Origin of the sequence: Amycolatopsis sp. NPDC051371 (assembly GCF_040682155.1) — a bacterium.
Lineage (GTDB): Bacteria > Actinomycetota > Actinomycetes > Mycobacteriales > Pseudonocardiaceae > Amycolatopsis.
In genome coordinates this window covers 314,559-338,996 of the sequence record NZ_JBFBAG010000001.1, presented here as the reverse complement: position 1 = coordinate 338,996, position 24,438 = coordinate 314,559, and the positions used below count along the sequence as shown (strand labels likewise).

Genomic DNA, 24,438 nt, shown 5'->3' with positions numbered 1-24,438 from the left:
CACGTCTGTACACTCAATCAGCATGGCTGAAGTGGGAATGCGTCCCCCGGCGTCGCCACTGCGGCGCCGGGCACTGCGCGCGTTGCGTTGGCTCTTCACCCCCCTGCGCCCGGACGACTACCTCGAGCTGATCAACCCCCTGTGGTCGACTCGGGAGCTACGCGGACGCGTCGAGCGCGTCGAACCCGAACGCGGCGGCGCGGCCACCGTGCTGATCCGGCCGGGCTTCGACTGGGTCGGGCACCGGCCCGGGCAGTACGTGCGCCTCGGCGTGGTCATCGACGGCGTCCACCACTGGCGCGCGTACTCGCTGACGTCGAGCCCCGACCGCGCGGACGGGCTCATCTCGGTCACCCCCAAGAGGGTCGACGGCGGTGTCGTCTCGCCGTTCCTGGTCGAGCAGGTCCACCCCGGGGAGGTCGTGCGGCTCGGCGAGGTCGAAGGGTCGTTCACCCTGCCGGACCGGCTCGACCGCGGCCTGCTCTTCGTCACCGCCGGCAGCGGCATCACGCCGGTGATGAGCATGTTGCGTCATCTCGCGCCGGGGCCCGGCCTGCGCGATGTCGTCCACGTGCACTCGGCGCGGGAGGCGGACGGCGTCACCTTCGGCGACGAGCTGGCCGCCCTCGAAAAGCAGCACGAGGGTTTCCGCCTCGAACTGCGGATCACCAGCGAGGACGGCCGGTTCACCCCCGCCCACCTGGACACCCTGTGCCCGGACTGGCGCGAGCGGGAGACCTACGCCTGCGGTCCCGGCGAACTCCTCGACGCGCTGCAGGCGCACTGGAAACGCCACGGCGACACCGACCGGCTGCACCACGAACGGTTCCAGCCGATCGTGGGCGGTGAAGACGCCGAGGGGGCGGGCGGCACCGTGCGGTTCGCCCACCGCAACCTCGACGCGGACTGCCCACCCGGCACCCCGATCCTCGTCGCGGGCGAGAACGCGGGCGTCGACATGCCCTTCGGCTGCCGGGTCGGGGTGTGCCACACGTGCGTGCTGCCGATCCGGGAAGGCCGGATCCGCGACCTGCGCACGAACGCCGTCAGCGAGAAGCACAACGAGATCGTGCGCACCTGCGTGCACGGCGCCGAAGGCCGGGTCACGGTCGAACTTTAGGTATCGAACTCTGAACGGAGAAAGGAACCCATGTCCTCCACCACCCACCCGTTCGCCCACCTGAGCGCGGACCAGCTCGACGAACTCGCCCGCGAGTTCGACGCCATCCACGACCAGGTGCGCGGCGACCTGGGCGAGCGCGACCGCCGCTACATCAAGGGCGTCATCCGGCTGCACCGGCAGATCGCGGTGGCCGGCCGGGCGCTGCTGCTCGGCTCCCGGTCCAAGGTGGCCTGGACGGCGGGCACCGGCTGCCTGGCGGTCGCGAAGATCCTGGAGAACATGGAGATCGGGCACAACGTCCTGCACGGCCAGTGGGACTGGATGAACGACCCGTACATCCATTCGTCCACATGGGACTGGGACACCGCTTCGACCGCGACGGCGTGGAAGCACTCGCACAACTACATCCACCACACGTACACGAACATCCGTGGCAAGGACAAGGATCTCGGCTACGAGATCATGCGCATCGATCCGCACCAGAAGTGGCACCCGGCGTACCTGGCGCAGCCGCTGTACAACCTGCTGCTGATGGCGTTCTTCGAGTGGGGTGTCGCGGTCCACGACCTCGACGTCGAGGCCATCCGCTCCGGCGAGAAGCCGATGAAGGACGTGTGGCACGACATCAAGGGCATCTCCGGCAAGGCCCGCGACCAGATCCTCAAGGACTACGTCGGCTGGCCGCTGGTGAGCGCGCTCGCCGCGACGGCCGTCGGCCGGCTCATGAACCCCGAGCCGCGTTCCCGGGCCCGGGTCCTGGCGGACCGGGCCCGCGGCCGGCGCCGCCGGGGCGCGGTGCGGGCCCAGCTCGCGGCGGCGCGCGCGGAGGGCGGCGGCACGTTCGCCGCGACGTTCTGGGCGGACTTCACCGCGAACATCATCCGCAACCTGTGGGCGCACTCGATCATCTTCTGCGGCCACTTCCCCGACCAGACGTACACGTTCAGCCAGGACGAGGTCCGCGACGAAACCCGCGGCGGCTGGTACGTCCGCCAGCTCGTCGGCGCGGCGAACATCACCGGCTCCCCGCTGTTCCACCTGATGAGCGGCAACCTCGGCTACCAGGTCGAGCACCACCTGTTCCCGGACATGCCCAGCAGCCGGTACGCGGAGATCGCGCCGCAGGTCCGGGAGATCTGCCGGCGCTACGGCCTGCCGTACAACACGGGGCCGTTCTCCCGCCAGCTCGGCACGGTGCACCGCACGATCCTGCGGCTGGCGTTCCCCGGCGGGAAGGTCCGCCCGAAGCCCGGCCCGTACCAGGGGGACGAGCTGGACCGCGCCGCCTGAGCGCGGCCGGTGCCGGGCTGAGCCGACACCGGATCCGGCGAGCGGTCGGGCAATAGCCGCATTTTCCGTGTATCAACTCGCCGCACCTCCTACTCTCAGTGGTGTGGACGGCATCGAGAGTCTCCGGCACGCGATCGAGACGATCCCCATTCCCGGCGCCCCGCCCCGGCTGTCCCGGCAGGGCGCGGCCGTCGGGCTGGCGCTGCTGGACACCTCGTTGCGGCTCAACCACGTGCGCCGGCTGACCGAGCGGCTGACCGTCGTCGAGCACGGCACCGCGCGGCGCAGCACCGAGGTCGACGTCAGCCTCAAGCTCCTCGACGAAGGACAGCGCCAGGCCACCGCGCAGCTGCAGGACCTCATCGGGCAGGAACACGGCGGGCGGGCGGCCTCGCGACCGGCCCGGCAACGGTCCCTGTGGGTGCCGCTGGCCCGGCTGCCGCGCCGGGACGTCTCCCCCGTCGACGTCTTCGACAGCGCGGGCCAGAAGCTGCCGCGGCTGACCCAGCACGAGGCGTCGCGGCTGGTCGCCGCCGGGCTGTACCGGTTGCTGCGCGGGATCCTCGCCGGTGACGAGAACGCGCAAACCGCGAAACACGAGCTGAACACCTTTCTGTTCCAGGTGCACGAACCGCGCTGGCTCATCCAGCAGGCGCTGCTGACGCTGCTCACCGAGCGGAACCACCCGGACGAGGAGTTCGCGCTGGCGCCCACCGGCGGCACGGTTCCCGGGTACGGGCGGCAGTGCCGGGAACTGGCGCTCGACATCCTCTCGGGCTATTCGGAGCTGCTGGTCGAGTACGCGTACCTGCTGAACGTCGCCGTCCGCGACTACATGCTGGTCGTCGCACTGGACGATGCGGTCGAGGAACACCGGCTCAGCTACGAAACCCCGCTGCACGTCGACGCCCGGCAGCCCGTCGCGAAGGAGCAGTGGCGGCGGCTGGCCTCCAGCCGCCGCGGCTACGTCGTCAGCTACGAGACCATGATCCCGGCGACGCTGAAGTCCTACCACCTGGTGGCCGGGACCGCGCCGGAGGCCGAGATCTCCCGGATGTACCTGTCGACCGACGCCGACCAGCACCAGGTGGACGGCCTGGCCGAGGACCTGCTTTCGCTGGCCGAACGCCAGGACGCCGCCCCGCTGCAGGAAGCCGACGGCGCCCGGCACAAGATCCTCGAACTGCAGGCCCAGACCGTCCTGCGCCGGCTGGCGGACCTGGTGCGCCGCCGCAAGTGGGAGGCCGGCCAGTCCGGGGTCGAGCTGTCCCCGCGCAGCCTGCCGGCCTGCCACCGGCTCGCCGCCGCGGCCACCACCGGCGAGGCGGTGCGGACGGACGTCGGCGAGCTGGACAACTCGCTGCGCCGGCACCCGGAGTTCACGTCCGCGAACCTGCGCGAGGCCGCGCGCGAGCTGACCGACCGGGAGTTCGGGCAGGACCTCGTGCTGGTCAACGGCATCACCGACAACGAAGCGCGGGCGTACTGGCGCCGCTCCGGTGGCCGCGACCCGCGCGGCGACCACGTCCGCGTGCGCGCGACGCTCGTGCTCAAGGACTCCACGAAGTCCGGCCCGCTCAACGTGACCTTCTACGCGCTGGCCGTCGCGACGGTCTCGTTCGTGCTCGGCTGGCTGCTGGTGGGCAGCCCGTGGCCGTACGGCCGGGCCGCGACCGAGGCGCTCGGCCACATCGGCGACGGCCAGTCCGTGATCACCATGTTGCTGCTGCTGCCGGGTTTCCTCTACAGCCGCCTGTCGCTGCCGCCGCGCCGCACCGTGCTCGGGTACCTCGGCACGCTGCCGCAGGCGCTGGTCCAGCTGAGCATCGCGGCCGTCGCCGCGTTCGCCGCGGCCGTCGCGACGCAGAGCGGCGGCGTGGTCGTGCAGGCCACGCTGACCGTCGCCGTGGGGCTTCCGGTGCTCGCCGCGCTCGTGCTGTTCGGCCAGGCGTCGTGGCGCGAATCGGCGATCCCGCTGTCCCGCATCGGGGCGCCGCGGTGGGCGGGCTCCGGCGCGTGGGACCGCCGCAAGCCGCTCGAGGCCGACGTCCGGTTCGACTCGTCCGGAGGATGGTGAGGATGCGCAACCAGCGGGTCTCCGTGCGGAACGTGGCCGACCTGGCCCGGGCCGGCTTCGAGATCACCCGGCAGCCGGTGACCAAAGTGGACTTCGAGGTGCACCACGCGATGGCCCGCCACGGCTACCTGCGCGAGCTCGTGTCCACGGACTCCGAGAGCGCGGTGTTCCTGGAAACGCTGTGCTCGGCCACGAACGGCGCCGGCGTCGTGATCGGCACCCGCACCCGCAAGCCCCTGGACGGCACCGAGGTCCTCGAGCGCGTCGACGGTCAGCAGCCGGCGGAACGCCCGCAGCAGAACGGGGACGCCTGGGTGTTCCACCAGACGACCTCGCCCAACCCGACCTTCATCTACGAGTCCGCGCAACGGTTCGAGGGCCTGATCGCGATCGACCCGGGCGCCCGCGAAGTCTGCGAGTGGCACGGCCTGGCCGTCCGCGACCTGGTGCGGGAGATCTCCGACGCCGCGTCCGCGCTCATCGACGCGCCGCTGCTGTCACTGCAGTGCCCGGCCCAGCTGCCGACGGTCGTCAAGACCCGCAACCACGACCTCCGCACCCGCAAGGAGGTCGCGTCGCCGTGCGCGTCGCTGGCGGTCCGGTTCGCGATCGCGCTGCGGGACGCGTCCGCGGCCGCGCGGTTCGAGCTGGCCGACCGGTTCCGGGAACTGTGCGAGAAGCACGGCTACAGCTTCTGGCTCGCCGACACGCGGCCGGGGCACCGGCAGGGCAACTGGTTCGAGGTCTACCACGCCGACGGCGAGTTCTCCCCGCTGTACAAGGGCGACCTCCGGTCCCGCCAGCGGATCGGCGCGGTCCTGCCGGTGACGTTCGTCGGGCCGGCGCGGATCGGCTCCACGAACGCGATCGCCTCCTTCCTGCAGCGCTACCCCCAGGTGGGGGTGGTCGGCTGCGCGGCCACGACGCTGTCGGACGTCGCGTTCGTCCACCTGCAGCTGGCGATCCACGGCGTGGCCGCCGACCGGCTGAACCGCATCCTCGGCAAGCTGCTCGGCGAGTCCACGACCCCGGCCCGGCCGCACAAGCTGCTGCGCGAGCTGTTCAAGCGCCTCGGCCTGCCGCCCGACCCGGACGGGCCGGGCCCGGCCGCCCAGGACCCGACCGGCGACTACCAGACGTTCACCGGTCCCGCGTTCACCTACCGCCCGTACCAGATGCCCGACTGCATGGCGGTGTGGGTGTCGTGGGAGATCGCCCGCCAGTACCAGGGTCTCGCCACCCCGCTCGACTGCCTCTACCGCGCCCTGGCTCAGGTCGCGCCTACGGTGTCCCCGGAAACCACGGGTTCGGCCGGCGACCTGGCCACCGTCGAGTACCTCATCTGCCGCGCGACCGAGCAGTCCGTGGTGCGGGGCAAGGCAAAACTGGCGGTGCCGAAGTCGGTCCTGCGCCAGTTCGCCTCGGGAGGCGCCGAGCTGCCCGCGTCCAAGCTGTGCGCGGCGCTGGAGGAGGCGTGGAAGGCGCACGTCGACCAGTCCGGGGTGGACGGGGTGAGCGAGCTGACCGTGGCTTGGCGCGAGTCCTGGCTGGGTCACTGGACTTATTCGTAGCCGAAGAACTCTCGCAGCTCCCGGACGTCGGCCGACCGGACTTGGTCGTTCATCGCGCCTCCCCCGCGACCGGGACGAACCTGCGCAGGGCTTGCTTGCCGACCTCGACCGCGGCGTTCCCGCGTTCCAGCAAGTCGTGCTGGTAGTGCTCCAGCGCTTCGAGGAGGTCCCGTCCCTCGGCCAGCAGTGCGCTCAGCCGCACGGCGTCCTGCATCGCGGTCATGGCGCCGTTGCCGCCGCTGGCCAGCGTCTGGTGCGCGGCATCGCCCAGCAGCGTCACGCGGCTCACCGGCCAGGGCGGCATCGGGCGGTCGAAGACCTTCGAGCGCCCGACGGCGCTCATGTCGGCGCTGCCGATCAGGTCCCGGAGGTCGGGGTGCCAGCCGTCGATCAGGTCGAGGACCAGCTCGCGGGCGTCCTCCCGGGCCGGCACGGTGGCCGGCGGGACGAGCAGCACCCACCGCACGTAGCTTTCCCGGCGGGGCATGGACAAGCCGGGGACGAGTTCCGCGGCCGCCTCGGAGGGTTCCCGGTCGAATTCCATCCGGCCGAGCATCAAGGTGATCCCGGGCCCCTTGACCATGGTGCCGCGTCCCGGGACGAGCTCGCGGAAGCGCTCGGTGATGGGAGTGCGTCCCATCGCCCCGCAGAGGTCGGCGTCGACGAGCTGAACCTCGGGCACCAGCTGGCGCCGAACCGCGGAGTTCCCGCCGTCGGCGCCGACCAGGACCTCACCGGTGGCGCTTGTCCCGTCGGCGAAGAAGGCGGTGACGGACTCGTCGTCGTCCGTGAAAGTCTTGAGCCGCTTGCCGAAGGCGACCCGGTCGCCCAGCTCGCCGAGCAGGACTTGCCGCAGCACCTGCCGGTCGAACGCCCTCGACTCTTCCGGTCCCGGCAGGTCGCTGCTGAGCAGCGTGAGCCGCTCGTCGAAGAGCAATCCGGGCCCGGTCAGGCTGCCGCTGGTCGCTTCGGCGAGGTCGTAGAGCCGCGGCGGCAGGCTGGCGCGCAGAGCGTCCATCGCCGGCGGCGCGAGACCGATCCGGTAGCCCTGGGTGCGTTCGCCGGTCCCGTCATCCGCCTCGAACACGCGGACGTCGAGGCCCGCGCGGACCAAGGCGTGCGCGAGTGTCAGCCCGCCGAGCCCGGCGCCGATCACCAGAATCCGTGTCATCGTGATCCCCCATCCCTAGGTGAACAACGTTCACGTGTACATTGTTCACGTAGGTGGAGCGGTACTGTCAAGCCCGGATTTTTGGAGGCCTTCGTGGGGCAGCGACGCACCGAAGTGCTGCAGGCGGCCATCGAACTGCTCGACGAAGCCGGCCTGGACGCCCTGACGATGCGGCTCTTGGCGAGCCGGCTCGGGGTGCGCGCGAGTGCCCTGTACCGGCACTACCCGAGCAAGCAGGCCCTGCTCGACGCGATGGTGGCCGCCCTGGTGGGCCCCGCCGCGTCGCTTCCGGCCGAGGCCCCGTGGGACGAACTGCTGCGCGGCGCGGCATCGGGGATGCGCGAGGTGATGCTGGCCCACCGCGACGGCGCCCGGCTCATTTCCGGCTTCCACCACCCCGGCGACGAGGCGATCGCGGTGTTCGAGCACCTGATCGGCGCCCTGGTCGGCGCGGGTGTTCCGGCCTGCAGGGCGACCGTTGCCGTGGACACGGCGCTGGCGTATGCGAACGGGTACACGATCGAGGAGCAGGCGCGGAAGACCGCGTGGCCGAGGAAAGAGCGCGACCGGGCTTTCGGGGACGGTCTGGATTTGATCATCGCCGGCGTCAGGGGATCGCTGTCGTCGTGACGCCGGCGCGCACTGCTACAGCGTCAGCACGATCTTGCCGTGGACATGCCTGCCCGCCTGCAGTTCCACCGCCTCGCGCACCTTCTCGATCGGGAAAGTTCCGGCGATCGGCACGACGATCTCCCCCGCGACGATCGCGTCCGTGAGGCGCGCCATCGCTTCCGGGGCCGCGTCGATGCCGCCGGTCGCGCGCACTCCGCCGGGCGGGTTCGGGCCCGCCGCGATCGTCGAGATCCGCTCCGGTGGCAGCCCGAGCTCGAGCGCGGCCGATGCCGTTTCGGTGCCGAACAGGTCGGTCGCCGCGGTCGGGGACAGGGATCGGACGCGATCCGCCAGTCCGGGACCGTATGCGACAGGCGAAGCACCCAGCTGCCGCAGAAACTCGAACGTGCCCTCCCCCGCCGTTCCGATCACCCGGGCGCCCACGAGCTTCGCCAGCTGCACGGCGAACACGCCCACCCCGCCCGCGGCGCCGCCGATCAGGACCGTGTCACCCGGCCGCAGATCGATCGCCGCGAGGGCGGCGGCCGCCGTCATGCCGGCCACCGGCAACGTCGCCGCCACCTCGTCGGTCATGCCCGGCGGAGTCGGCCAGAGTGTCTCCGCCGGCGTGGCCACGACCGCGAAATCCGCCGCGGCGCGCGCCATCACGCCGCCGAAGACGCGTTGGCCCACCGCGAAACCCGTGGCGCCCGGGCCGACCTCGTCGACGACGCCCGCCAGGTCGTAGCCGAAACCCGACGGCACCGTGACGCCGAACTGCGCCGCCAGCGCGGGATGCGACGCCAGGCCCCAGTCCATCGGGTTCAGGCCGGCCGCCGCCACCCGGATCCGGATCTCGCCCGGCCCGGCGTGCGGCTCCGGCACCTCGCGCAGCTCCAGGACCTCGGGACCACCGAACTTCTCGTAGACGACAGCGCGGCTCATGAGCCACCTCCAGAGTGATGAGACTTGGTCCCATCACCGTACACGAGGTGACGGGACCAAGTCCCGTACACTCGCCCCATGGCCCGCTGGCAGCCCCACGCACCGGAGCGACTCGTCGTCGCCGCGCTCGACCTGTTCGAGGAGCGGGGCTACGAAAACACCACCGTGATCGAGATCGCCGAACGCGCCGGGCTGACGAAGAGCACCTTCTTCCGCCACTTCCCGGACAAGCGGGAGGTCCTCTTCGGCGGCGACACGATGGCCGGACTGCTCGCCGACGGGATCGCCGGCGCCCCGGCCACGGCCGCCCCGCTCGACGCCGTGGCCCACGCCCTCGACGCGATCGGCCGCGAAGCCTTCACCGCCGAGCGCCGCGAGTTCAGCGCCCGGCGGCGGGCGGTCATCGCCGCCAACCCGGAGCTGCGGGAACGCGAGGCGCTGAAGGGCCTCGGGCTCACCGCGGCGATGGCCGAAGCCCTCGAACGCCGCGGCGTGCCCGATCCGGCCTCCCGCGTGGCCGCTCAGCTCGGCGCGCTCGTCATGACGATCGCCTACGAACGCTGGAGCGACCCCGCCTGCGGCGACGACTTCGGCAAAGCTGTCCGCCAGGCGCTCGATGAGGTGAAGGCAGCCGGCTGAGGGCACGTAAGCTGAAGGGCACCTTCCTCTCGTCACCTGCGAGGAAGGTGCCCTTCAGCTCAGTCTGGCCGGACAACCCTGGCGCTACAACGCCTTCCTCACGCTGCGGCCACGATCGGCGGCCGCGCCGCCGCCGATGTCCGACTCGATCGCCGCCGTCACGATGCGGTTGCGGTCCCCGGAAGACAGCACTCCGTTGCCGACCAGTTCCTGCGTCACCGCCTTCACGTGCTTCACGAACCGGTCGTGCGACGCGTACTCCGCGTCCGCGCCGATGACGTCGTTGATCGTGCAGCCGTTGCCGATGTCGATGTTCTCCACCTGGCTGTCGACCTCGCCGATCACCACGGTGTCCCGGGTGTCGGAGTCCGGGCAGGCGTCCGGTGGCGGCACGGCCGCGACCACCGTGAACGCGCCGGACACCTCTTCCGAGACGTTCCCGGCGACGTCCGTGGCCCGGACGCGCACCGTGTGCGTGCCGAGCGCGGAGACGACCACCGGCGCGGTGTACCGCGTCCACGCTCCGCTGTCCACTTTGTACTCAGCAGTGTCCACACCGGACTCGGTGTCGGTGGCGGCCATCGTCACCGTCGCCTTGCCGACGTACGACCAGTCACCGCCCTGCTCGCCGCCCACCATCAGGGTCACCACCGGCGCCGTCGTGTCGCCGCCGGAGACCACCGTGAAGGACACGCTCGCCGGAGCGGACGTGTTCCCGGCGACGTCCCGGGCCCGGTAGTCGACTGTGTGCGAACCCACCGAAGTGACCGGAACCGGTGCCGCGTAAGCGGTCCACGCCCCGCCATCCACCCGGTACTCCACCGCCGCGACCCCGGACCCGGTGTCCGAAGCCACGACCGTGACGGTCGCCTTGCCGACGTAGTTGCCGTCGTCGTCCCGCGTGCCGCCCACGGAAGCCGTGACGATCGGCGGGGTCGTGTCGCTCTTCACCACGGTGAAGTGGGACATGCCCTCCGGTGACGTGTTCCCGGCGGCGTCGGTCGCGCGGAAGTGGAACATGTGCTCACCGGCACCGGTCACCGCGACCGGTGCGGTGTAAGCGGTCCACGCCCCGCCGTCGAGCTGGTACTCCACCGAAGCCACCGTGGAGTCGGCGTCGGTCGCCGTCAGCCGGACCGTGGCGACGTCGACGTAGTTGCCCGACGCGTCTTGGGAACCGCTGATCGCGGCGGTCACCGTGGGCGGGGTCGTGTCCCCCTGCCCTTCGACGATCGTGAAGTGCTCCATGCCTTCTTCGGACGTGTTCCCGGCGACGTCGGTGGCACGGTAGTGGAGCATGTGCATGCCCACGGCGGACACCACCACCGGCGCCGCGTAAGCGGTCCAGGTACCGCCGTCCAGCTGGTACTCGACCGACGCCACGCCGGATCCCGCGTCGGTCGCGGACAGCGTCACCGTGGCGGACTCGACGTAGTTGCCGGACGGGTCCTTGTCCCCCGCCACGGCGGCGGTGACGGCCGGCGGGGTCGTGTCGCCGGTGCCGTCGGACACGACGAACTCGCCGACCATTGCGGTGTGCCCGGGGATCGTGCAGAAGTACCGGTACTTGCCCGGCGTGAGCGTCACGACCGCCTCGTGCCGGCCGTTCTGCGGGTCGAACGGGTTGGCCAGGACGTTCAGCGAGACGTCGTGGTTGTAGCCCGGCGTCGACGTGTCGAACGTCAGGGTGTGCGACATCCCCGTCGTGTTGCCGGTGGCTTCGCTGTTCTCGAAGACGATCGTGGTCTCGCCGGGCAGCGCGCCGGTGGGTGCCGACGCGTATTCGGTGGTGCTGTTGTTCCCGGTCCAGGTCAGCGTCTGGACCGGGGCCGCCACCGCGGGCGTGGCCAGCCCGAGCACCGCCAGGAACGCCGTCAGCAGCACGGCGATCAGTCGTGGGGACATCGCGGAAGACCTTTCCTGGGAGGGGTTGGGGGGCCGGGCGGGCCCGGCCCCCCCATCGCGCTACAGCTGCCGCACCCGGATGTTGCGGAACTCGATCAGGTCGTTGTCACTGTGGTTCTGCAGCCCGATGAACCCGCTGACGAACTGCCGCAGGTCGGTCGGCGGATCCCCGGCGCGCGAGGACTGCTGACCCGGCGTGTTGTCGAACTCGTTGATCACCACGCCGTTGCGGATCATCGTGTAGTGCTGCCCGACGACCTTGATCTCGTACTCGTTCCACGTTCCCTTCGGCCGCGCTCCCGCCTGATCGATCGGGCGCGGGTCGAAGTTGTAGACCGACCCGGTCTTCTGCGGCTCACCGGAGTCGCCGTCGTAGATCTGGATCTCGTGTCCGCAGTAGATCGCGACCCACGCCTGCGACGTCCGCGCCGAGCCGACCGTGCCGCAGCTGCCCGGCGGCCGCTGGTCCAGGGGTGTCCGCGGATCCGGGAACCGGACGAAGACGCCGCTGTTGGCCCGGTTCGGGTCCGGGGCGATGTCCTTGAACTGCACCTTCACCGAGAAGTCGGTGAACTGCCGCTGGGCGTACCAGAGCATGCCCAGCCCGCCGGCCGAGCGGATCGACCCGTCGGGCTGCAGCGTGAACTGCCCCGAAGGTGCCTGCTCCCACCCGCGCAGCGACGCGGCCGTGCCGTCGAAGATCGCGTCGTAGCCGGTGGTGCCCGGCTTCCCGATCGGTGACGCCTCCGCCGCCGCGTTCAGCTCGGCCACCTCGGCGTCGTTCAGCACCCCGAGGTCGGAGAGCGTCCCGGTCGCCTGATCGACGTGGTTGACGAAGGCCGCGTGCGTGCTCCACGTGCTTTCGTCGTCGATGAAGTCGTCGACCGTGCAGCCGCCGCCCGCGTTGCGGTTCGGCACCTTCGTGATCGCGTCGCCCAGTGTCACGACCGGACCCGGATCGGCCACCAGGCAGCCGACGTTCACCGCGGTCCGGGTGGTCACCGCTTCGCCGTCCGCGTAGGTCACGGTCAGCTTGGCGGTGAAGATCCCGGTGCGCGGGTAGGTGTGCCGCGGATCGGCCTGGGTGGACACCGAACCGTCGCCGAACTCCCAGCGGTAGGACACACCGCCGGACTTCGACCCGGTGAACGCCGCCGTCAGCGCCTTGTTCTGCACCATCGTCGACGACGCGGCCGGCGCCGGGGTCGGGGCGCCGCCGGTGTAGCTGATCTTCAGCAGCTTCTGGTTGGCGTCCAGGGAGAAGAACCCGTTGCCGTAGTCGAGCACGTACAGCGCACCGTCCGGCCCGAACTTGGCGTCCATCCAGCTCTGCACCCGGGTGTCGCCGGACCCGCCGGGGATGATCTGCCGGAACGTTTCGGCGAACACCGGCGGCTGGTGCGTCGGGACACCCGCCGGGTCGACGGTGACCGCGACGCGGTTCTGCGCGTTGGACTCGTCGCCGATGAACCACTTGTTGTCCCAGTACTCCGGCCACGCGACGCCGCTGTTCGTGTTGACCAGCGAGCGGTGGTACGTCGGCCCGGACATGATCGCCTGGCCGCCGCCCCGCAGGTACGGCTCGGTGTAGGTGGCGTCCGCCGCGTTGTACGTCGGGATCGAGCTGCCCGGCCGCTTCGGGAAGACCGGGCCGCCGCCGTCCGGCGAATACCAGATCATGTTGTCCTTGATCGGCGGCAGGTTCACCAGGCCGGTGTTGCGCGGCGAGGTGTTCACCGGGTTGTCGCAGTCGTACCAGCCGGTCAGCTCCGCGGCGTTCGTGCTGCTGCGGTCGCGGTAGGGCTGCCGGTTGCCCATGCAGTAGGGCCAGCCGTGGTTGCCCGCCTCGGTGATCACCGTCGCCGTCTCGTACTTCGCCGGCCCGAGCTCCGGACTCGGCGACGACGCGTCGGGACCGACCCAGCCCGCGGTCATCCAGTTGTGCACCGGGTCGATCTGCAGCCGCGAGATGTTGCGGACGCCCATCACGTAGATCTCCGGGCGCGTCTTGTCCGCCGGCCCGTTCGGGAAGAGGTTGCCCTGCGGGATCGTGTACGTCCCGTTCGCCTCCGGGTGGATGCGCAGGATCTTGCCGTCGAGGTCGTTGGTGTTGCCCGCCGTGCGGCGCGCGTCCTGGAACGAGATGCCCTTGTAGTCGAGCGTCCAGTTGTTGCCCGAGTAGCCGTTCGAGCCGCCCGAGGAGTTGTTGTCCCCGGACCCGATGTAGAGGTTGCCGTCCTTGTCGAACGCCATGCCGCCGCCCGCGTGGCAGCAGCTGTGGATCTGGACGTCCCAGGACAGCAGGTCCTTGCGCGTGGCCTGGTCGAGCGTCTGCTTCGCCAAGTCGTAGGTGAAGCGGGAGACCGTCCGCTTGCCGATCCGCTTGTCGCGGTCGATCGACGCGTGCGGCATCCAGTAGGCGTACATGTAGCCGTTTTCGGTGAACTTCGGGTCGAGGGTCAGCCCGAGCAGGCCTTCTTCGTTCTTGACCAGCTCGTCACCGCTGCCGCGGTTGCCCATCACCGGCAGGGTCGTGAGCAGCTTGATCTTCTTGGTGGCCGGGTCCCACTGGTGGACCGTGCCGCAGCCGAGGCCGACGTTCGGGTCGTCCCAGCTGACGATCGGGCCGGTCGGGCAGGCCGCCTTGCCGATGTAGAAGACCTTGCCGTCCGGGGCGATGGTCAGCCCGTGCGGCTCGCCGATCTGGTCGAGCTGCCCGGCCGCGTTCTTCCCGGTCAGCCGTTCGATCTTGTAGTTCGCGGCGATGCCGGCCTGGCAGTCGCCGCGGACCATGCCGGTCGTCCAGCGCAGGGCACCGAGCAGGTGCTTGCGGAACTGGTCTTCGCCGTAGGAGGCGTCGGTGCGGCCCATGCCGGTGTAGAAGGAGCGGCCGCCGTCGTAGTCGCGGCACCAGGAGATCGGGTGGAACGCGCCGTTCGCGCCGACACCCGGGTTGTAGCCCTTCTCCTCGACCTGCGCGACCGTGTGGACGGTGCCGACCGGGTTGGTCTCCCAGTTGAGCCACCGGTCGGTCCGCGTCCAGTTCTGCGGGAGCCCGGCGGTGGCCGGGTGCTTGCTGTCGAGGACGTCGACGACGGCCTGCTGCGGCGCCGGCTCGGGCGGCGGCGGGGTCGTCGAGGTGTCCTTGAACAGCTTGAGGTCGGCGAGCTGGATGAGTGGCTCACCCGAGTTCGCGGTGATGTTCAGCCGGTAGTTCGGGTAGACCGTGGTGTTGGCGAAGGTGAACGTCCGGGTCTGGAACCGCTCCTGGAACACCTCGTTCGTGCGCGTGTCCAGGTCGACCCAGGTGTTCCCGTCGGCCGAACCCTGCAGGGTCCAGCTCTTCGGGTCCCGGCCGGGGAAGTCGTTCGCCGACACCAGCGAGTAGCTGCTGACCGCGACCGGGGTGGCCATCTTGTAGGCCGCCCAGCCCGTCGTGGCGAACGTCAGCCACTTGGTGTTCTCGTTGTTGTCGGCCAGCTTTTCCTTGGTCTCGTTCGGCGGGTTCTCCGCGCTCGCGGTCACCGACGCCACCGTCTCGGGCGTGGGCCGCGCGCCGACCGGGCGCGCGCCGATCAAGCCGGTGAACCACTGGGACGAGTCCTGCGCGCGGGCCGCGTCGGAGATGCCGAGGAACCCGCCGCCGGCCTTCATGTAGGCCTGCAGCGCGGCTTCCTGGTCACGGCCGAGCGTCACGCCCTGCGCGGACAGGAACACCACGCCGCGGTACTTGGCGAGGTTCGCGGCGGTGAACACGCCTGCGTCCGAGGACGCCGTCACCGTGATGCCGTTGTCCGAGCCGAGCCGTGCGATCGCGTCCGCCGCGCGCAGCACCGGGTCCTTCTGCTCCGCCGCCGCGCCGTGGAAGAGCAGCACGTTGACCGGAACGTTCACCACGGCCGGGGCCGCTTGGGCCACCGGCATCGTGATCAGCGGGGCTCCGGCCGCGAGCACCGCCCCGATGGCGAGCACGAGTGCCCCCCGCCTGCCGAACCACCGTCTCCTCATGATCGATCCCTTCTAAGCGTGGGTGCGGCCGTCGGGGTTCATGTCGTGCCCGGCGTGGCCGTGCTGCTTGAACCGGTCGATCGCTTCCTGGGCCCCGTCGGGCAGGCTGCCGTCGGCGTTGCGGACCAGGAACAGGCCCACCATCCCGCCGTCGGAGTGGGTCTGGACGTGGCAGTGGTACATCCACACCCCCGGCCCGACGCCTTCGCCGGCGATCACCTGGAAGCCGAACGAGCCGCCGGGGTCGAGGTTCTTGTTGTCGACGACCTGGGCGTTGTCGGCTGCGCTGCTCAACATCCCGGTGCGGGTGTCGGCCCAGCGGTGGGCGTGCAGGTGGAAGGTGTGCGGCAGGCTGCCGTGCCCGATGCACACCCATTCGACGCGCTCGCCGAGACGCGCCTCGAACATCGGCGTGTCGGGGGCCATCTTGTGGTTGATCATCATGTCGTTGAACACGACGGTGTACTGGCTGCTCGGCAGCAGGTCGCCGCGCTTGCGCACGATCAGCCCGCCGTAGAGCCCGCGCGCGAGCCCGCCGGTGCCGTGGTCGGTGCCCATCGCGTGGTCGTGGTAGTGCCAGTACCCGGCGCTGCCGGGCATCCAGAACCCGCCGCTCGCCTCGTACCGGGTCCGCGTCTTCCAGGTGTAGGTCCGCGTTTCGCCCGGGTTGTTGAACGACGCGTTGAGCGGAGCACCGTCGGACCCGGTGTCGTAGTTGACGCCGTGCGGGTGGATCGACAGCCGCTGGTCGGTCCGGTTGACCAGTTCGATCTCGAGGGTGTCGGCCTCGTAGATCTCCAGCAGTGGCCCCGGGATCGTGGCTTTGCCCGGCTCGAGACCGTAGCCGTAGAGGCCGCCGGGAAGCGCTTCCGCGTAGATCGTGATCTTGCGGGTCAGACCCGCTGCCGACGCCGAATCGGCGCCTACGCCGATCGCGGGCACCAGCACCCCGGCGGCGGTTCCGGCCAGCATCGACCGACGTGACACTCGCATGTGCTTTCCCCCGGGAGTCAGAACCGAACGGTGCGGAGGTACTCGAAGCCGACCTTGGCGGTGCTCAACGGGTCGGCCGGCTGGTCGTGCTCGACGATGTACTCGCTGATGTTGTGGCAGGACGCGGCGAAGATGCGCGGGAAGTTGATGACCCCCGCGCCGGGGTCGACCATCTGCCCGTCCGCGGTCCGGTCCTTCACGTGGTACTGCGTCACGCGCGGGTAGTTGCGCCGGAACAGCTCGACCGGGTCCGCGCCGCCGTTCACCGCCCAGAAGAGATCGATTTCCAGGTGGACGTCACGCTTGTTCGTCTTCTTCGTGAGCACGTCGTACGGGACCACGCCGTCGATCGGGGCGAACTCGTGGTCGTGGTTGTGGTAACCGAGCTTGAGCCCGGCCTTCTTGAAGGCGACCGCGGCGGTGTTCATCCGGCCCGCGAAAGCCTCCCACTCGGCGATGGTGCCGAACTGCGCGTACGGCACGACGGCGTAGCGGTTGCCGAGGACCTTCGCGTCGGCGATGGTCTGGTTCAGGTCGCCGTCGATGCCGACGTGCGTCGAGGATGCCTTGAGGTGGTTGCGGTCGAGGATGGCGCGGAACTCGGTGGCGCTGCGGCCGTATGTCCCGGCCAGCTCGACCTTCCGGTAGCCGATGTCGGCCAGCGCGGACAGCGTACCTTCGGGGTCGTTCTGCAGCAGCGAACGCAGCGAGTAGAGCTGGATGCTGATCTTGTCGAGCGGGACACGCTGCCGGGCCGGCGACGCGTCCGCGGTGCCGGGCAACGCGATGGCCGCCGCCCCCACTGTGAGGGCCGCTGTGGCCACGTTCAGGAAAGTCCGTCGGGAGTGCTGCTCTGGCAAGTCACCGCACATGGAACTCCCTCATTTCTGGTTGCTGAAAGCCGCGTCGAAAGCCGCCGACGGCTGGTCGAACAGGTGCTCGCGCAGGTACTTCACCGCCTCCGCCGCGCCGCGGAGCCGGTCCATCCCGGCGTCTTCCCACTCCACCGAGATCGGGCCGGTGTAACCGATCGAGTTGAGCGCCCGGAAGCAGTCCTCCCACGGGACGTCGCCGTGGCCGACCGACACGAAGTCCCAGCCCCGGCGCGGATCGGCCCAGGCCAGGTGCGAGCCGAGCCGGCCGTTGCGGCCGTCGAAGCGCTTTCTCGTGTCCTTGCAGTCGACGTGGTAGATCCGCTCGGCGAAGTCGAGGATGAACCCGACCGGGTCGAGGTCCTGCCACACGAAGTGCGACGGGTCCCAGTTCAGCCCGAACGCGGCCCGGTTCCCGACGGCCTCGAGCGCTTTCTTGGTCGTCCAGTAGTCGTACGCGATCTCCGACGGGTGCACCTCGTGCGCGAACCGGACGCCCACCTCGTCGAAGACGTCGAGGATCGGGTTCCAGCGGCGCGCGAAATCGTCGTAACCGTCATCGATGACATCGCGCCCGACCGGCGGGAACATCGCCACGTACTTCCAGATCTTCGACCCGGTGAACCCGATCACCGTGTCGACGCCGAGCTTGGCCGCCGCCCGCGCGGTGTCGGCCATTTCCGCGGCCGCCCGCTGCCGGACACCCTCGGGTTCACCGTCACCCCACACCCTCGCCGGGAGAATGGCTTTGTGGCGGTCGTCGATCGGGTCGTCGCAGACGGCTTGGCCGACGAGGTGGTTCGAGATCGCCCACACCTTGAGCCCGTGTTCGGCGAGCAGGGCCAGCCGGCCCGGCACGTAGTCCTCTTCGGACAGTGCGCGGTCGACCTCGAAGTGGTCGCCCGAGCAAGCGATCTCGAGTCCGTCGTAGCCCCAGTCGGCGGCGAGCTTGCAGACCTCGGTGAACGGCAGGTCCGCCCACTGGCCCGTGAACAGCGTGACCGGACGGCTCATCGGGACTCCCCCACCGCGGTCCAAGTGGCCTGCGCCGCCGCGCTTTCCTCGACGGCGTGCAGCACGCGCTGGACACGCAGCCCGTCGTCGAAGCTCGGTGTGGGATCGGTCCCCGCGCCGATGGCTTCCAGGAGGTCGGCGACCTCGTTGGTGAACGTGTGCTCGTAGCCGAGCAGGTGCCCCGGCGGCCACCACACCCCGACGTACGGGTGTTCCGGCTCGGTGACCAGGATGCGCCGGAAGCCCGCCTCGGTGCCGGTGCCCTCGTACCACTGGAGTTCGTTCATCGACTCGAAGTCGAACGCCAGGCTCGCCTTCGACCCGTTGACCTCCAGCCGCATCGCGTTCTTGCGGCCGAGCGCGAACCGCGTGGCCTCGAAGCTCGCCACGGCTCCCCCCGACAGCCGTGCCAGGAACAACGCGGTGTCGTCGACCGTCACCTCGTCCGTCCCGCCGTTCTCGGCCGGCCGTTGCTTGACGAAGGTGTTCGTCAAGGCCGAGACGCCGGTGATGACGTCGCCGGTGACGAACTGCGCGGCGTCGACGATGTGCGCCCCGAGGTCGCCCAGAGCGCCCGAGCCAGCGGATTCGCGACGCAGCCGCCAGGTCATCGGCGCCTGCGGATCCGACAGCCAGTCCTGCAGGTACACCGACCGCACGTGCCGGATCTCCCCGAGCGCCCCGCTCGCCACCAGCTTCCTGGCGTGCGCGAGCGCGGGCACCCGGCGGTAGTTGAACGCGACCATGGCCCGCACCCCGCGTTCCCGGGCCCGCCGCGCCGCCGCGGCCATCGCTTCGGCTTCGGCGACCGAGTTGGCCAGGGGCTTCTCGCACAGCACGTGCTTCCCGGCCTCCAACGCGGCGATCGCGATCTCGGCGTGGCTGTCGCCCGGCGTGCAGACGTCGACCAGGTCCACGTCGTCGCGGGCGATCAGCTTCCGCCAGTCCGTCTCGACGGCTTCCCAGCCGAACCGCTGCGCCGCGGCCGTCGCCCGGGTCTCGTCGCGCCCGGCGAGCACCGCGAGTCTCGGCACCAGCGGTGGGTCGAAGAACCGGTGCACGCTGCGCCACGCGTGGGAGTGCACCGCACCCATGAACGCGTGGCCCACCATGCCGATCCCGATCGTTTCCCGTGCCGGGGACATACCCCTCCTCTGGTTTGGGTGGAAAGACCGGTCAGGAGTCGAAGCCGACGTCGAGGTACTGGTCGACGTTCTCCTTGGTGACGACCGCGGAGTACGTCGTGATCTCGGCCGGGATGTCGTGCTCGGCGAGGTCGCCGATCCCCTTGTTCTGCCCGAGCAGGCGGCCCAGCGCGATCGCCGTCGAGGCCATCGACGGGCTGTAGAGCACGGTCGCCTTGATCGGCGACGCGTCCGCCTTGATCAGGTTCATCATGTTCTTCGAGCCGGCGCCGCCGACCATGAGGAACTCCTTGCGGCCCGCGGTGTCGATCGCGGCGTTGACGCCGATGCCCTGGTCGTCGTCGTGGTTCCACAGGGCGTCCAGCTTGGGCGCGCTCTGGAGCAGGTTCGCGGTCTGCTGCTCACCCGACTCCGACGTGAACTGCGCCGAGACCCGCGGGCCGACCTTGAACCCGGCCCGCCCCAGCGCGTCCGAGAAACCCTTGCTGCGTTCCTGGGTCAGGGGCAGCGAGTCGATCCCGGCGACCTCGCCGATGATCGGGTTGGCGACGTTCTTCGCCTTCAGCTGCTTCGCTATGTAGTTGCCGGCGTTGACGCCCATCCGGTAGTTGTCGCCGCCGATCCACGTCCGGTAGGCGAGCGGCGTGTCGAAGACGCGGTCCAGGTTGATCACCGGGATCCCCGCGTCCATCGCCTGCTGCCCGACCGAGGTGAGCGCCTTGCCGTCGAAGGGCAGGATCACCAGCACGTCGACCTTGGCGTTGATCAGCGTCTCCACCTGGGAGATCTGCTGGTTGACGTCGTTGGTGCCTTCGGTGGCGGTGAACTTCACCTCGCTGAACTTCTGCGCCTGGGCCTTGGCGTTCTTGGTGATCGCCGCGATCCAGCCGTGGTCGGCGGCCGGCGCGGAGAAGCCGATCGTGACCGGCTTTCCCGGCTGGGCGTTGTTGCCCGCGTTGGCGACCGGCGCGTTGGACTCCGAGTTCGCGGGCGTGTTCGACGTGCAGCCGGCCAGCAGCGCGCCGGCGCCGACGGCGGCCCCGCCCAGCAGGAATCCCCGGCGGCCGAGGAAGGGTTGTTCGGTCATGACGGCCTCCAAAGGTGGTACTACGGACCGGTCCTGGCTTTCCTGGCCCGGAACTGCAAGAGCACGGCGAGCACGATGATCACGCCCTTGGCGATGTTCTGGATGTCGGTGTCCAGGTTGTTGAGCGTGAAGAGGTTGGACAGCACCGTGAAGATCAGCACGCCGATCAGGGTGCCGATCAGCGAGCCGCGGCCGCCGGTGAGCAGCGTGCCGCCGATGACCACGGCCGCGATGGCGTCGAGCTCGTAGAACATGCCGTTGGTCGACGCGCCGGCGGTCGTGCGCGCGACGACCATGAGCGCGGCGATCCCGCAGCACAGCCCGGCGACGCCGTAGACGAGCGCGAGGTGCCGCTTGACGTTGATGCCGGCCAGCCGCGACGCCTCGATGTTGCCGCCGACCGCGTAGGTCCGGCGGCCGAAGGTGGTGCGGTTGAGCACGACCCAGCCGACCGCGAACACCAGCGCGAACAGCCAGATCAGCACCGGGATGCCGAGCAGGGCGCCGCGGAAGAAGGCGAGGAAGTCCTGGTCGGCCACGACCTGCGTGCGGCGGCCGCTGAGCCGCTCGGCAAGCCCGCGTGCCGAGACGTACATCGCCAGCGTCGCGATGAACGGCACGACCTTGCCGTAGGAGACGAGCACGCCGTTGACCAGCCCGCAGCCGAGGCCGACCGCGAGTCCGCAGAGGACCATCACCCACGGCCCGTAGGACTGCGTGGCCAACGTCGTCAGCCAGACGCTCGACAGCGCGACGATCGACCCGACGGACAGGTCGATGCCGCCGCTGATGATCACGAACGTCATCCCGACGCTGACCACGCCGATCGCCGCGGCCAGCCGCAGGATCGTGGAGATGTTGCTTTCGGTGAAGAACAGCTCCGGCCGGGTGAACTGGCCGACCAGGCACAGCACGACGAGCACCCCGGCCAGGCCGAGCAGCCGCGGGTCGGCCCGGAAGGCGAACCGCTTCCGTTCGACGGGAAGCGCTTCCTGTGGCGGTGCTTGGGTGTCGGTCATGCCGCGCTCCCCTCCAGAATCACGTCGAGCACTTCGGCCTCGGTCAGCCCGGCGGACGGCCGGTCGGCGAGGACACGGCCCTCGCGCAGCACCAGCACCCGGTCGGACAGCCCGAGCACCTCGGGGATTTCGCTGGACACCAGCACGATCGCCACGCCGGTCGCGGCCAGCTCGTCGATCAGCCGGTACAGCTCGGCGCGGGCACCGACGTCGACCCCGCGCGTCGGCTCGTCGAGCAGCAGTACCTTGCACCCGCGGACCAGCCACCGGGCGAGCACCGCCTTCTGCTGGTTGCCGCCGGACAGCGTGCGGACGATCCGCCGCGGGTCGGCGGGCCGCAGGTCGAGGCGGCGCAGGCTCGCGCCGGCGTCGTCCAGTTCCTTCGCGCGTTCGGTGAAGCCGAACTTCGCGTAGCGGCCGAGGCTCGCCAGGGTCACGTTGTGCGCCACCGAAAGGTCCAGCAGGAGCCCTTGGCTCTTGCGTTCCTCCGGGGCCAGGCCGATGCCCGCTTTGACGGCCGCCCGGACGCTGCCGGGGCTCAGCGCTTTCCCCTGCACCGCAACGGTTCCGTCGTCGGCCTTGCGCGCACCGAAGACCGTCTCCAGTAACTCGCTGCGACCGGAGCCGACCAGCCCGGCGATCCCGACGACCTCGCCGGCGTGGACGGTGAAGCTGACGTCCTCGAACTCGTTCTCGCGGGCCAGGTTCCGGACTTCGAGCGCCGTCCTGGTGCGGTCTGCGTGGCCGTCGTGGCGCGGCCCGAAGACGGTCTCGACCTTGCGCCCGGCCATCAGCGCGACCAGGTCCGCGGTCGGCGTGGTGCGGGCGTCCAGGCCGGTGCCGACGGTCCGGCCGTCCTTGAGCACGGTCACCCGGTGCCCGATCCGGCGCAGCTCCTCGAGCCGGTGCGAGATGTAGACGACCGCGACGCCGTCCGCCGTCAGCTCGCCGACGATGCGGAAGAGGTTGTCGACCTCCTCGCCGGCCAGCGCGGCGGTGGGTTCGTCCATCACGAGCAGCCGGGCGTCGTGGGCGAGCGCGCGGGCCATCGACACCAGCTGCTGGCCGGCGGCGGACAGCTTGCCCACCTCGTGCCACGGCCGGATGCCGGGGTGGCCGAGCCGGGCCATCAGCCGCGCGGCTTCGTCGCGGGCCTGGGAGATCTTGGTGAACCCGAGCCGGGCCCGTTCGTGGCCGAGGAAGATGTTGTCCGCCACCGAAAGCCCGGGCACCAGGTCGAGCTCCTGGTACATCGTGGCGATGCCCAGGCGCAGCGCGTCGACCGGCGAGGCGAGGGTGATCGGCTCGCCCTGCCAGGTGATCTCGCCCTGGTCCGGCCGGTGCGCGCCGGCGAGGACCTTGATCAGCGTCGACTTCCCCGCGCCGTTCTGGCCGAGCAGGCAGTGCACCTCGCCGGGTTCGACGTCGAGGTCGACGCCGTCCAGCGCGCGTACCCCCGGAAAGGTCTTCACGATGCCGCGAACGGAAAGCAGGCTCATGCGCACACCTCGCCGGCGCTCGGCGCCGCCTGAGCCGGAAGCGCAGTGTCGAATGATTCGCTCGCAAGCTCGCTCATACCGAGGCCTCCTCGATGAGCGTCGGGTTCTCGAAGAGGCGTTCGGCAGCCAGGTACGCGGCGCCCCGCAGCGGGGCCTTCAGGCCGAGCCGGGACGGCACCACCCCGGCGTGACCGAGCGGCCGGACGGCGAGCTCGACGCGGATCGGTTCCACCAGCCAGTCCCCGAGTTCGGCGAAGTAGCCGCCGAGGACGACGACGTCCGGATCGAGCACGTCGACCACGGTGGACAGGGCGATGCCGAGGGCGACGCCGAGCTCGTGGACCGCCGTGGCCGCGCGCCGGTCACCTTGCCGGACGCGGTGCACGAGCAGTGCGACCCGCCCGTCGACGCCGAGACCGGGATCGTGCAGCGGGTCGCCGGGCGGCGCCGCGGCGCGCAGGACCGCGGCCAGGTTCGCCTTCGTCTCGAGGCAGCCCACCCGGCCGCACGAGCAGCGTTCCCCGGACGGGTCGACGGCGATGTGCCCGACCTCGCCCGCGAACCCGCGCGCGCCGCGGAGGATGGCGCCGCCGGAGACGAGCCCGCCCCCGACCGTCGTGCCGCCGCTGAGGTAGAACAGCTCCCCGGCGCCGGCGACCGACTCGGCGAGCGCACCGAGGTTGGCCTCGTTGTCGACGGCGATGGCGTCGGCCGGGAGGTTCAGCCGGGCCGCCATCAGCCCGGCGATTTCGGCGTCGCGCCAACGCAGGGCCGGCGCCAGCCGCAGCACGGCCGCGGCCGAGTCGACCAGCCCGGGCACCGAGATCGCGACCCCGACCGGCGGGCCGGGCAGCACCCGGTGGGCGAGGTGGGCGAGTTCGTCCATGCCTCTCTGGAGCCCGAGCGCGGCGACGTCGACGGTCTCCGCGCGTTCGGCCAGTACCCGGCCGGAGAGGTCGGTGACCAGTGCCGACAGCCGGTCGGCTTCGATGCCCAGTGCGAGCGCGTAGGCGTCTTCGCCGTGCAGTTCGACCAGCCGGCTCGGCCGCCCGTTGCCGGGGAGGACGCCGGCGGGGCGGACCAGCCCGCGCCCGGCGAGCTCGGTGAGCAGGCCGGGAACCGCCGACTTCGCGATGCCGCAACGGGCCGCGAGCTGCGTGCGCGAGAGCGGTCCGGTGCGCAGCGCTCGCAGGACCGCGGCCAGGTTCGCCGTACGGGGGCTCGCCGGATCGGCTCGCCTCGTCCCGGTGACGGCCACGGTGCCCCCCACTTGTGCTGCTTACTGAACGGACTTTGTCTCTCAGGCAGCGAAAGTAGGGTGGTGCGCATCACTCGTCAAGGTGATGTCGTCGTAAAACGTCCGGTTTTCACCCGGATAGACGTGCGAAACCGGACAGACTTTCGGATCGGCGATGCAAAAGTCTGTCCGATTCCGACATTACGAGGGGAAGTTGTTCAGCGACTCAGG

At 70.5% G+C, this 24,438-nt stretch carries 18 protein-coding genes; 6 read left to right on the top strand and 12 right to left on the bottom strand.

Going from position 1 to position 24,438, the window contains the following annotated elements; translation table 11 throughout:
* Nucleotides 1-22 precede the first annotated feature (22 nt).
* The 4 genes from AB0M59_RS01415 to AB0M59_RS01400 all read left to right on the top strand — a co-directional run bounded on the left by AB0M59_RS01415 (nucleotide 23) and on the right by AB0M59_RS01400 (nucleotide 6,061).
* On the top strand, nucleotides 23-1,120 hold the full coding sequence (locus AB0M59_RS01415) for a ferredoxin reductase (RefSeq protein ID WP_364606682.1): 1,098 nt from the start codon (nucleotides 23-25) through the stop codon (nucleotides 1,118-1,120).
* A gap of 30 nt (nucleotides 1,121-1,150) precedes the next feature.
* Nucleotides 1,151-2,413, top strand: a complete 1,263-nt coding sequence (locus tag AB0M59_RS01410) for an acyl-CoA desaturase (protein WP_364606679.1) — start codon at nucleotides 1,151-1,153, stop codon at nucleotides 2,411-2,413.
* A 103-nt stretch (nucleotides 2,414-2,516) separates the two neighbouring features.
* The gene (locus tag AB0M59_RS01405; RefSeq protein ID WP_364606676.1) at nucleotides 2,517-4,490 is read left to right on the top strand and encodes a hypothetical protein; all 1,974 of its coding nucleotides are present in this window, start codon (nucleotides 2,517-2,519) and stop codon (nucleotides 4,488-4,490) included.
* Nucleotides 4,491-4,492: 2 nt separating this feature from the next.
* Nucleotides 4,493-6,061: a hypothetical protein gene (locus AB0M59_RS01400; RefSeq protein ID WP_364606673.1), complete on the top strand. Its 1,569-nt coding sequence runs from the start codon at nucleotides 4,493-4,495 to the stop codon at nucleotides 6,059-6,061.
* Between the two features lie 49 nt (nucleotides 6,062-6,110).
* Here AB0M59_RS01400 and AB0M59_RS01395 read toward each other — a convergent pair whose 3' ends face one another.
* Nucleotides 6,111-7,232 (bottom strand): NAD(P)/FAD-dependent oxidoreductase, encoded by a 1,122-nt coding sequence (locus tag AB0M59_RS01395; RefSeq protein WP_364606670.1) that lies wholly within the window; start codon nucleotides 7,230-7,232, stop codon nucleotides 6,111-6,113.
* Nucleotides 7,233-7,325: 93 nt separating this feature from the next.
* Here AB0M59_RS01395 and AB0M59_RS01390 point away from each other — a divergent pair, with 93 nt between their 5' ends.
* Nucleotides 7,326-7,862, top strand: coding sequence for a TetR/AcrR family transcriptional regulator C-terminal domain-containing protein (locus AB0M59_RS01390; protein WP_364606667.1), 537 nt, complete (start codon nucleotides 7,326-7,328; stop codon nucleotides 7,860-7,862).
* A gap of 15 nt (nucleotides 7,863-7,877) precedes the next feature.
* On the opposite strand, the gene AB0M59_RS01385 is transcribed toward AB0M59_RS01390, so the two are convergent.
* A complete protein-coding gene (locus AB0M59_RS01385) occupies nucleotides 7,878-8,789 on the bottom strand; it encodes an NADP-dependent oxidoreductase (protein ID WP_364606664.1) in 912 nt (303 codons plus the stop codon).
* Nucleotides 8,790-8,867: 78 nt separating this feature from the next.
* On the opposite strand from AB0M59_RS01385, the gene AB0M59_RS01380 reads away from it, so the two are divergent.
* Nucleotides 8,868-9,428 (top strand): helix-turn-helix domain-containing protein, encoded by a 561-nt coding sequence (locus tag AB0M59_RS01380; RefSeq protein WP_364606661.1) that lies wholly within the window; start codon nucleotides 8,868-8,870, stop codon nucleotides 9,426-9,428.
* An 84-nt stretch (nucleotides 9,429-9,512) separates the two neighbouring features.
* Here AB0M59_RS01380 and AB0M59_RS01375 read toward each other — a convergent pair whose 3' ends face one another.
* The 10 genes from AB0M59_RS01375 to AB0M59_RS01330 form a co-directional block, all read right to left on the bottom strand.
* Nucleotides 9,513-11,333 carry a copper-binding protein gene (locus tag AB0M59_RS01375; RefSeq protein WP_364606658.1) on the bottom strand — a complete coding sequence of 607 codons (1,821 nt, stop codon included), beginning with the start codon at nucleotides 11,331-11,333 and terminating at the stop codon, nucleotides 9,513-9,515.
* A gap of 60 nt (nucleotides 11,334-11,393) precedes the next feature.
* Nucleotides 11,394-15,341, bottom strand: coding sequence for a ThuA domain-containing protein (locus AB0M59_RS01370; protein WP_364606655.1), 3,948 nt, complete (start codon nucleotides 15,339-15,341; stop codon nucleotides 11,394-11,396).
* A 12-nt stretch (nucleotides 15,342-15,353) separates the two neighbouring features.
* Nucleotides 15,354-16,334 (bottom strand): multicopper oxidase domain-containing protein, encoded by a 981-nt coding sequence (locus AB0M59_RS01365; RefSeq protein WP_364606652.1) that lies wholly within the window; start codon nucleotides 16,332-16,334, stop codon nucleotides 15,354-15,356.
* Nucleotides 16,335-16,351: 17 nt separating this feature from the next.
* On the bottom strand, nucleotides 16,352-17,206 hold the full coding sequence (locus tag AB0M59_RS01360; protein ID WP_364606649.1) for a TIM barrel protein: 855 nt from the start codon (nucleotides 17,204-17,206) through the stop codon (nucleotides 16,352-16,354).
* 9 nt (nucleotides 17,207-17,215) lie between these two features.
* On the bottom strand, nucleotides 17,216-18,220 hold the full coding sequence (locus AB0M59_RS01355) for a sugar phosphate isomerase/epimerase family protein (protein ID WP_364606646.1): 1,005 nt from the start codon (nucleotides 18,218-18,220) through the stop codon (nucleotides 17,216-17,218).
* Nucleotides 18,217-19,365: a Gfo/Idh/MocA family oxidoreductase gene (locus AB0M59_RS01350; protein WP_364606643.1), complete on the bottom strand. Its 1,149-nt coding sequence runs from the start codon at nucleotides 19,363-19,365 to the stop codon at nucleotides 18,217-18,219. Before AB0M59_RS01350 ends, AB0M59_RS01355 begins: the two co-directional genes overlap by 4 nt.
* Before the next feature lie 31 nt (nucleotides 19,366-19,396).
* Nucleotides 19,397-20,452, bottom strand: a complete 1,056-nt coding sequence (locus AB0M59_RS01345) for a substrate-binding domain-containing protein (RefSeq protein ID WP_364606640.1) — start codon at nucleotides 20,450-20,452, stop codon at nucleotides 19,397-19,399.
* Nucleotides 20,453-20,472: 20 nt separating this feature from the next.
* Nucleotides 20,473-21,471: an ABC transporter permease gene (locus AB0M59_RS01340; RefSeq protein WP_364606637.1), complete on the bottom strand. Its 999-nt coding sequence runs from the start codon at nucleotides 21,469-21,471 to the stop codon at nucleotides 20,473-20,475.
* On the bottom strand, nucleotides 21,468-22,970 hold the full coding sequence (locus tag AB0M59_RS01335) for a sugar ABC transporter ATP-binding protein (RefSeq protein ID WP_364606634.1): 1,503 nt from the start codon (nucleotides 22,968-22,970) through the stop codon (nucleotides 21,468-21,470). Before AB0M59_RS01335 ends, AB0M59_RS01340 begins: the two co-directional genes overlap by 4 nt.
* Nucleotides 22,971-23,043: 73 nt before the next feature.
* Nucleotides 23,044-24,240 carry an ROK family transcriptional regulator gene (locus AB0M59_RS01330; protein ID WP_364606631.1) on the bottom strand — a complete coding sequence of 399 codons (1,197 nt, stop codon included), beginning with the start codon at nucleotides 24,238-24,240 and terminating at the stop codon, nucleotides 23,044-23,046.
* Nucleotides 24,241-24,438 lie beyond the last annotated feature (198 nt).

What these genes read in the sequence shown, in the direction of transcription:
- AB0M59_RS01355 (WP_364606646.1), bottom strand. Translation starts at nt 18,220, where the DNA reads ATGAGCCGTCCGGTCACGCTGTTCACGGGCCAGTGGGCGGACCTGCCG.
- AB0M59_RS01340 (WP_364606637.1), bottom strand. Translation starts at nt 21,471, where the DNA reads ATGACCGACACCCAAGCACCGCCACAGGAAGCGCTTCCCGTCGAACGG.
- AB0M59_RS01400 (WP_364606673.1), top strand. Translation starts at nt 4,493, where the DNA reads ATGCGCAACCAGCGGGTCTCCGTGCGGAACGTGGCCGACCTGGCCCGG.
- AB0M59_RS01360 (WP_364606649.1), bottom strand. Translation starts at nt 17,206, where the DNA reads ATGTGCGGTGACTTGCCAGAGCAGCACTCCCGACGGACTTTCCTGAAC.
- AB0M59_RS01335 (WP_364606634.1), bottom strand. Translation starts at nt 22,970, where the DNA reads ATGAGCCTGCTTTCCGTTCGCGGCATCGTGAAGACCTTTCCGGGGGTA.
- AB0M59_RS01380 (WP_364606661.1), top strand. Translation starts at nt 8,868, where the DNA reads ATGGCCCGCTGGCAGCCCCACGCACCGGAGCGACTCGTCGTCGCCGCG.
- AB0M59_RS01410 (WP_364606679.1), top strand. Translation starts at nt 1,151, where the DNA reads ATGTCCTCCACCACCCACCCGTTCGCCCACCTGAGCGCGGACCAGCTC.
- AB0M59_RS01370 (WP_364606655.1), bottom strand. Translation starts at nt 15,341, where the DNA reads ATGAGGAGACGGTGGTTCGGCAGGCGGGGGGCACTCGTGCTCGCCATC.
- AB0M59_RS01395 (WP_364606670.1), bottom strand. Translation starts at nt 7,232, where the DNA reads ATGACACGGATTCTGGTGATCGGCGCCGGGCTCGGCGGGCTGACACTC.
- AB0M59_RS01385 (WP_364606664.1), bottom strand. Translation starts at nt 8,789, where the DNA reads ATGAGCCGCGCTGTCGTCTACGAGAAGTTCGGTGGTCCCGAGGTCCTG.
- AB0M59_RS01345 (WP_364606640.1), bottom strand. Translation starts at nt 20,452, where the DNA reads ATGACCGAACAACCCTTCCTCGGCCGCCGGGGATTCCTGCTGGGCGGG.
- AB0M59_RS01375 (WP_364606658.1), bottom strand. Translation starts at nt 11,333, where the DNA reads ATGTCCCCACGACTGATCGCCGTGCTGCTGACGGCGTTCCTGGCGGTG.
- AB0M59_RS01415 (WP_364606682.1), top strand. Translation starts at nt 23, where the DNA reads ATGGCTGAAGTGGGAATGCGTCCCCCGGCGTCGCCACTGCGGCGCCGG.
- AB0M59_RS01350 (WP_364606643.1), bottom strand. Translation starts at nt 19,365, where the DNA reads ATGTCCCCGGCACGGGAAACGATCGGGATCGGCATGGTGGGCCACGCG.
- AB0M59_RS01365 (WP_364606652.1), bottom strand. Translation starts at nt 16,334, where the DNA reads ATGCGAGTGTCACGTCGGTCGATGCTGGCCGGAACCGCCGCCGGGGTG.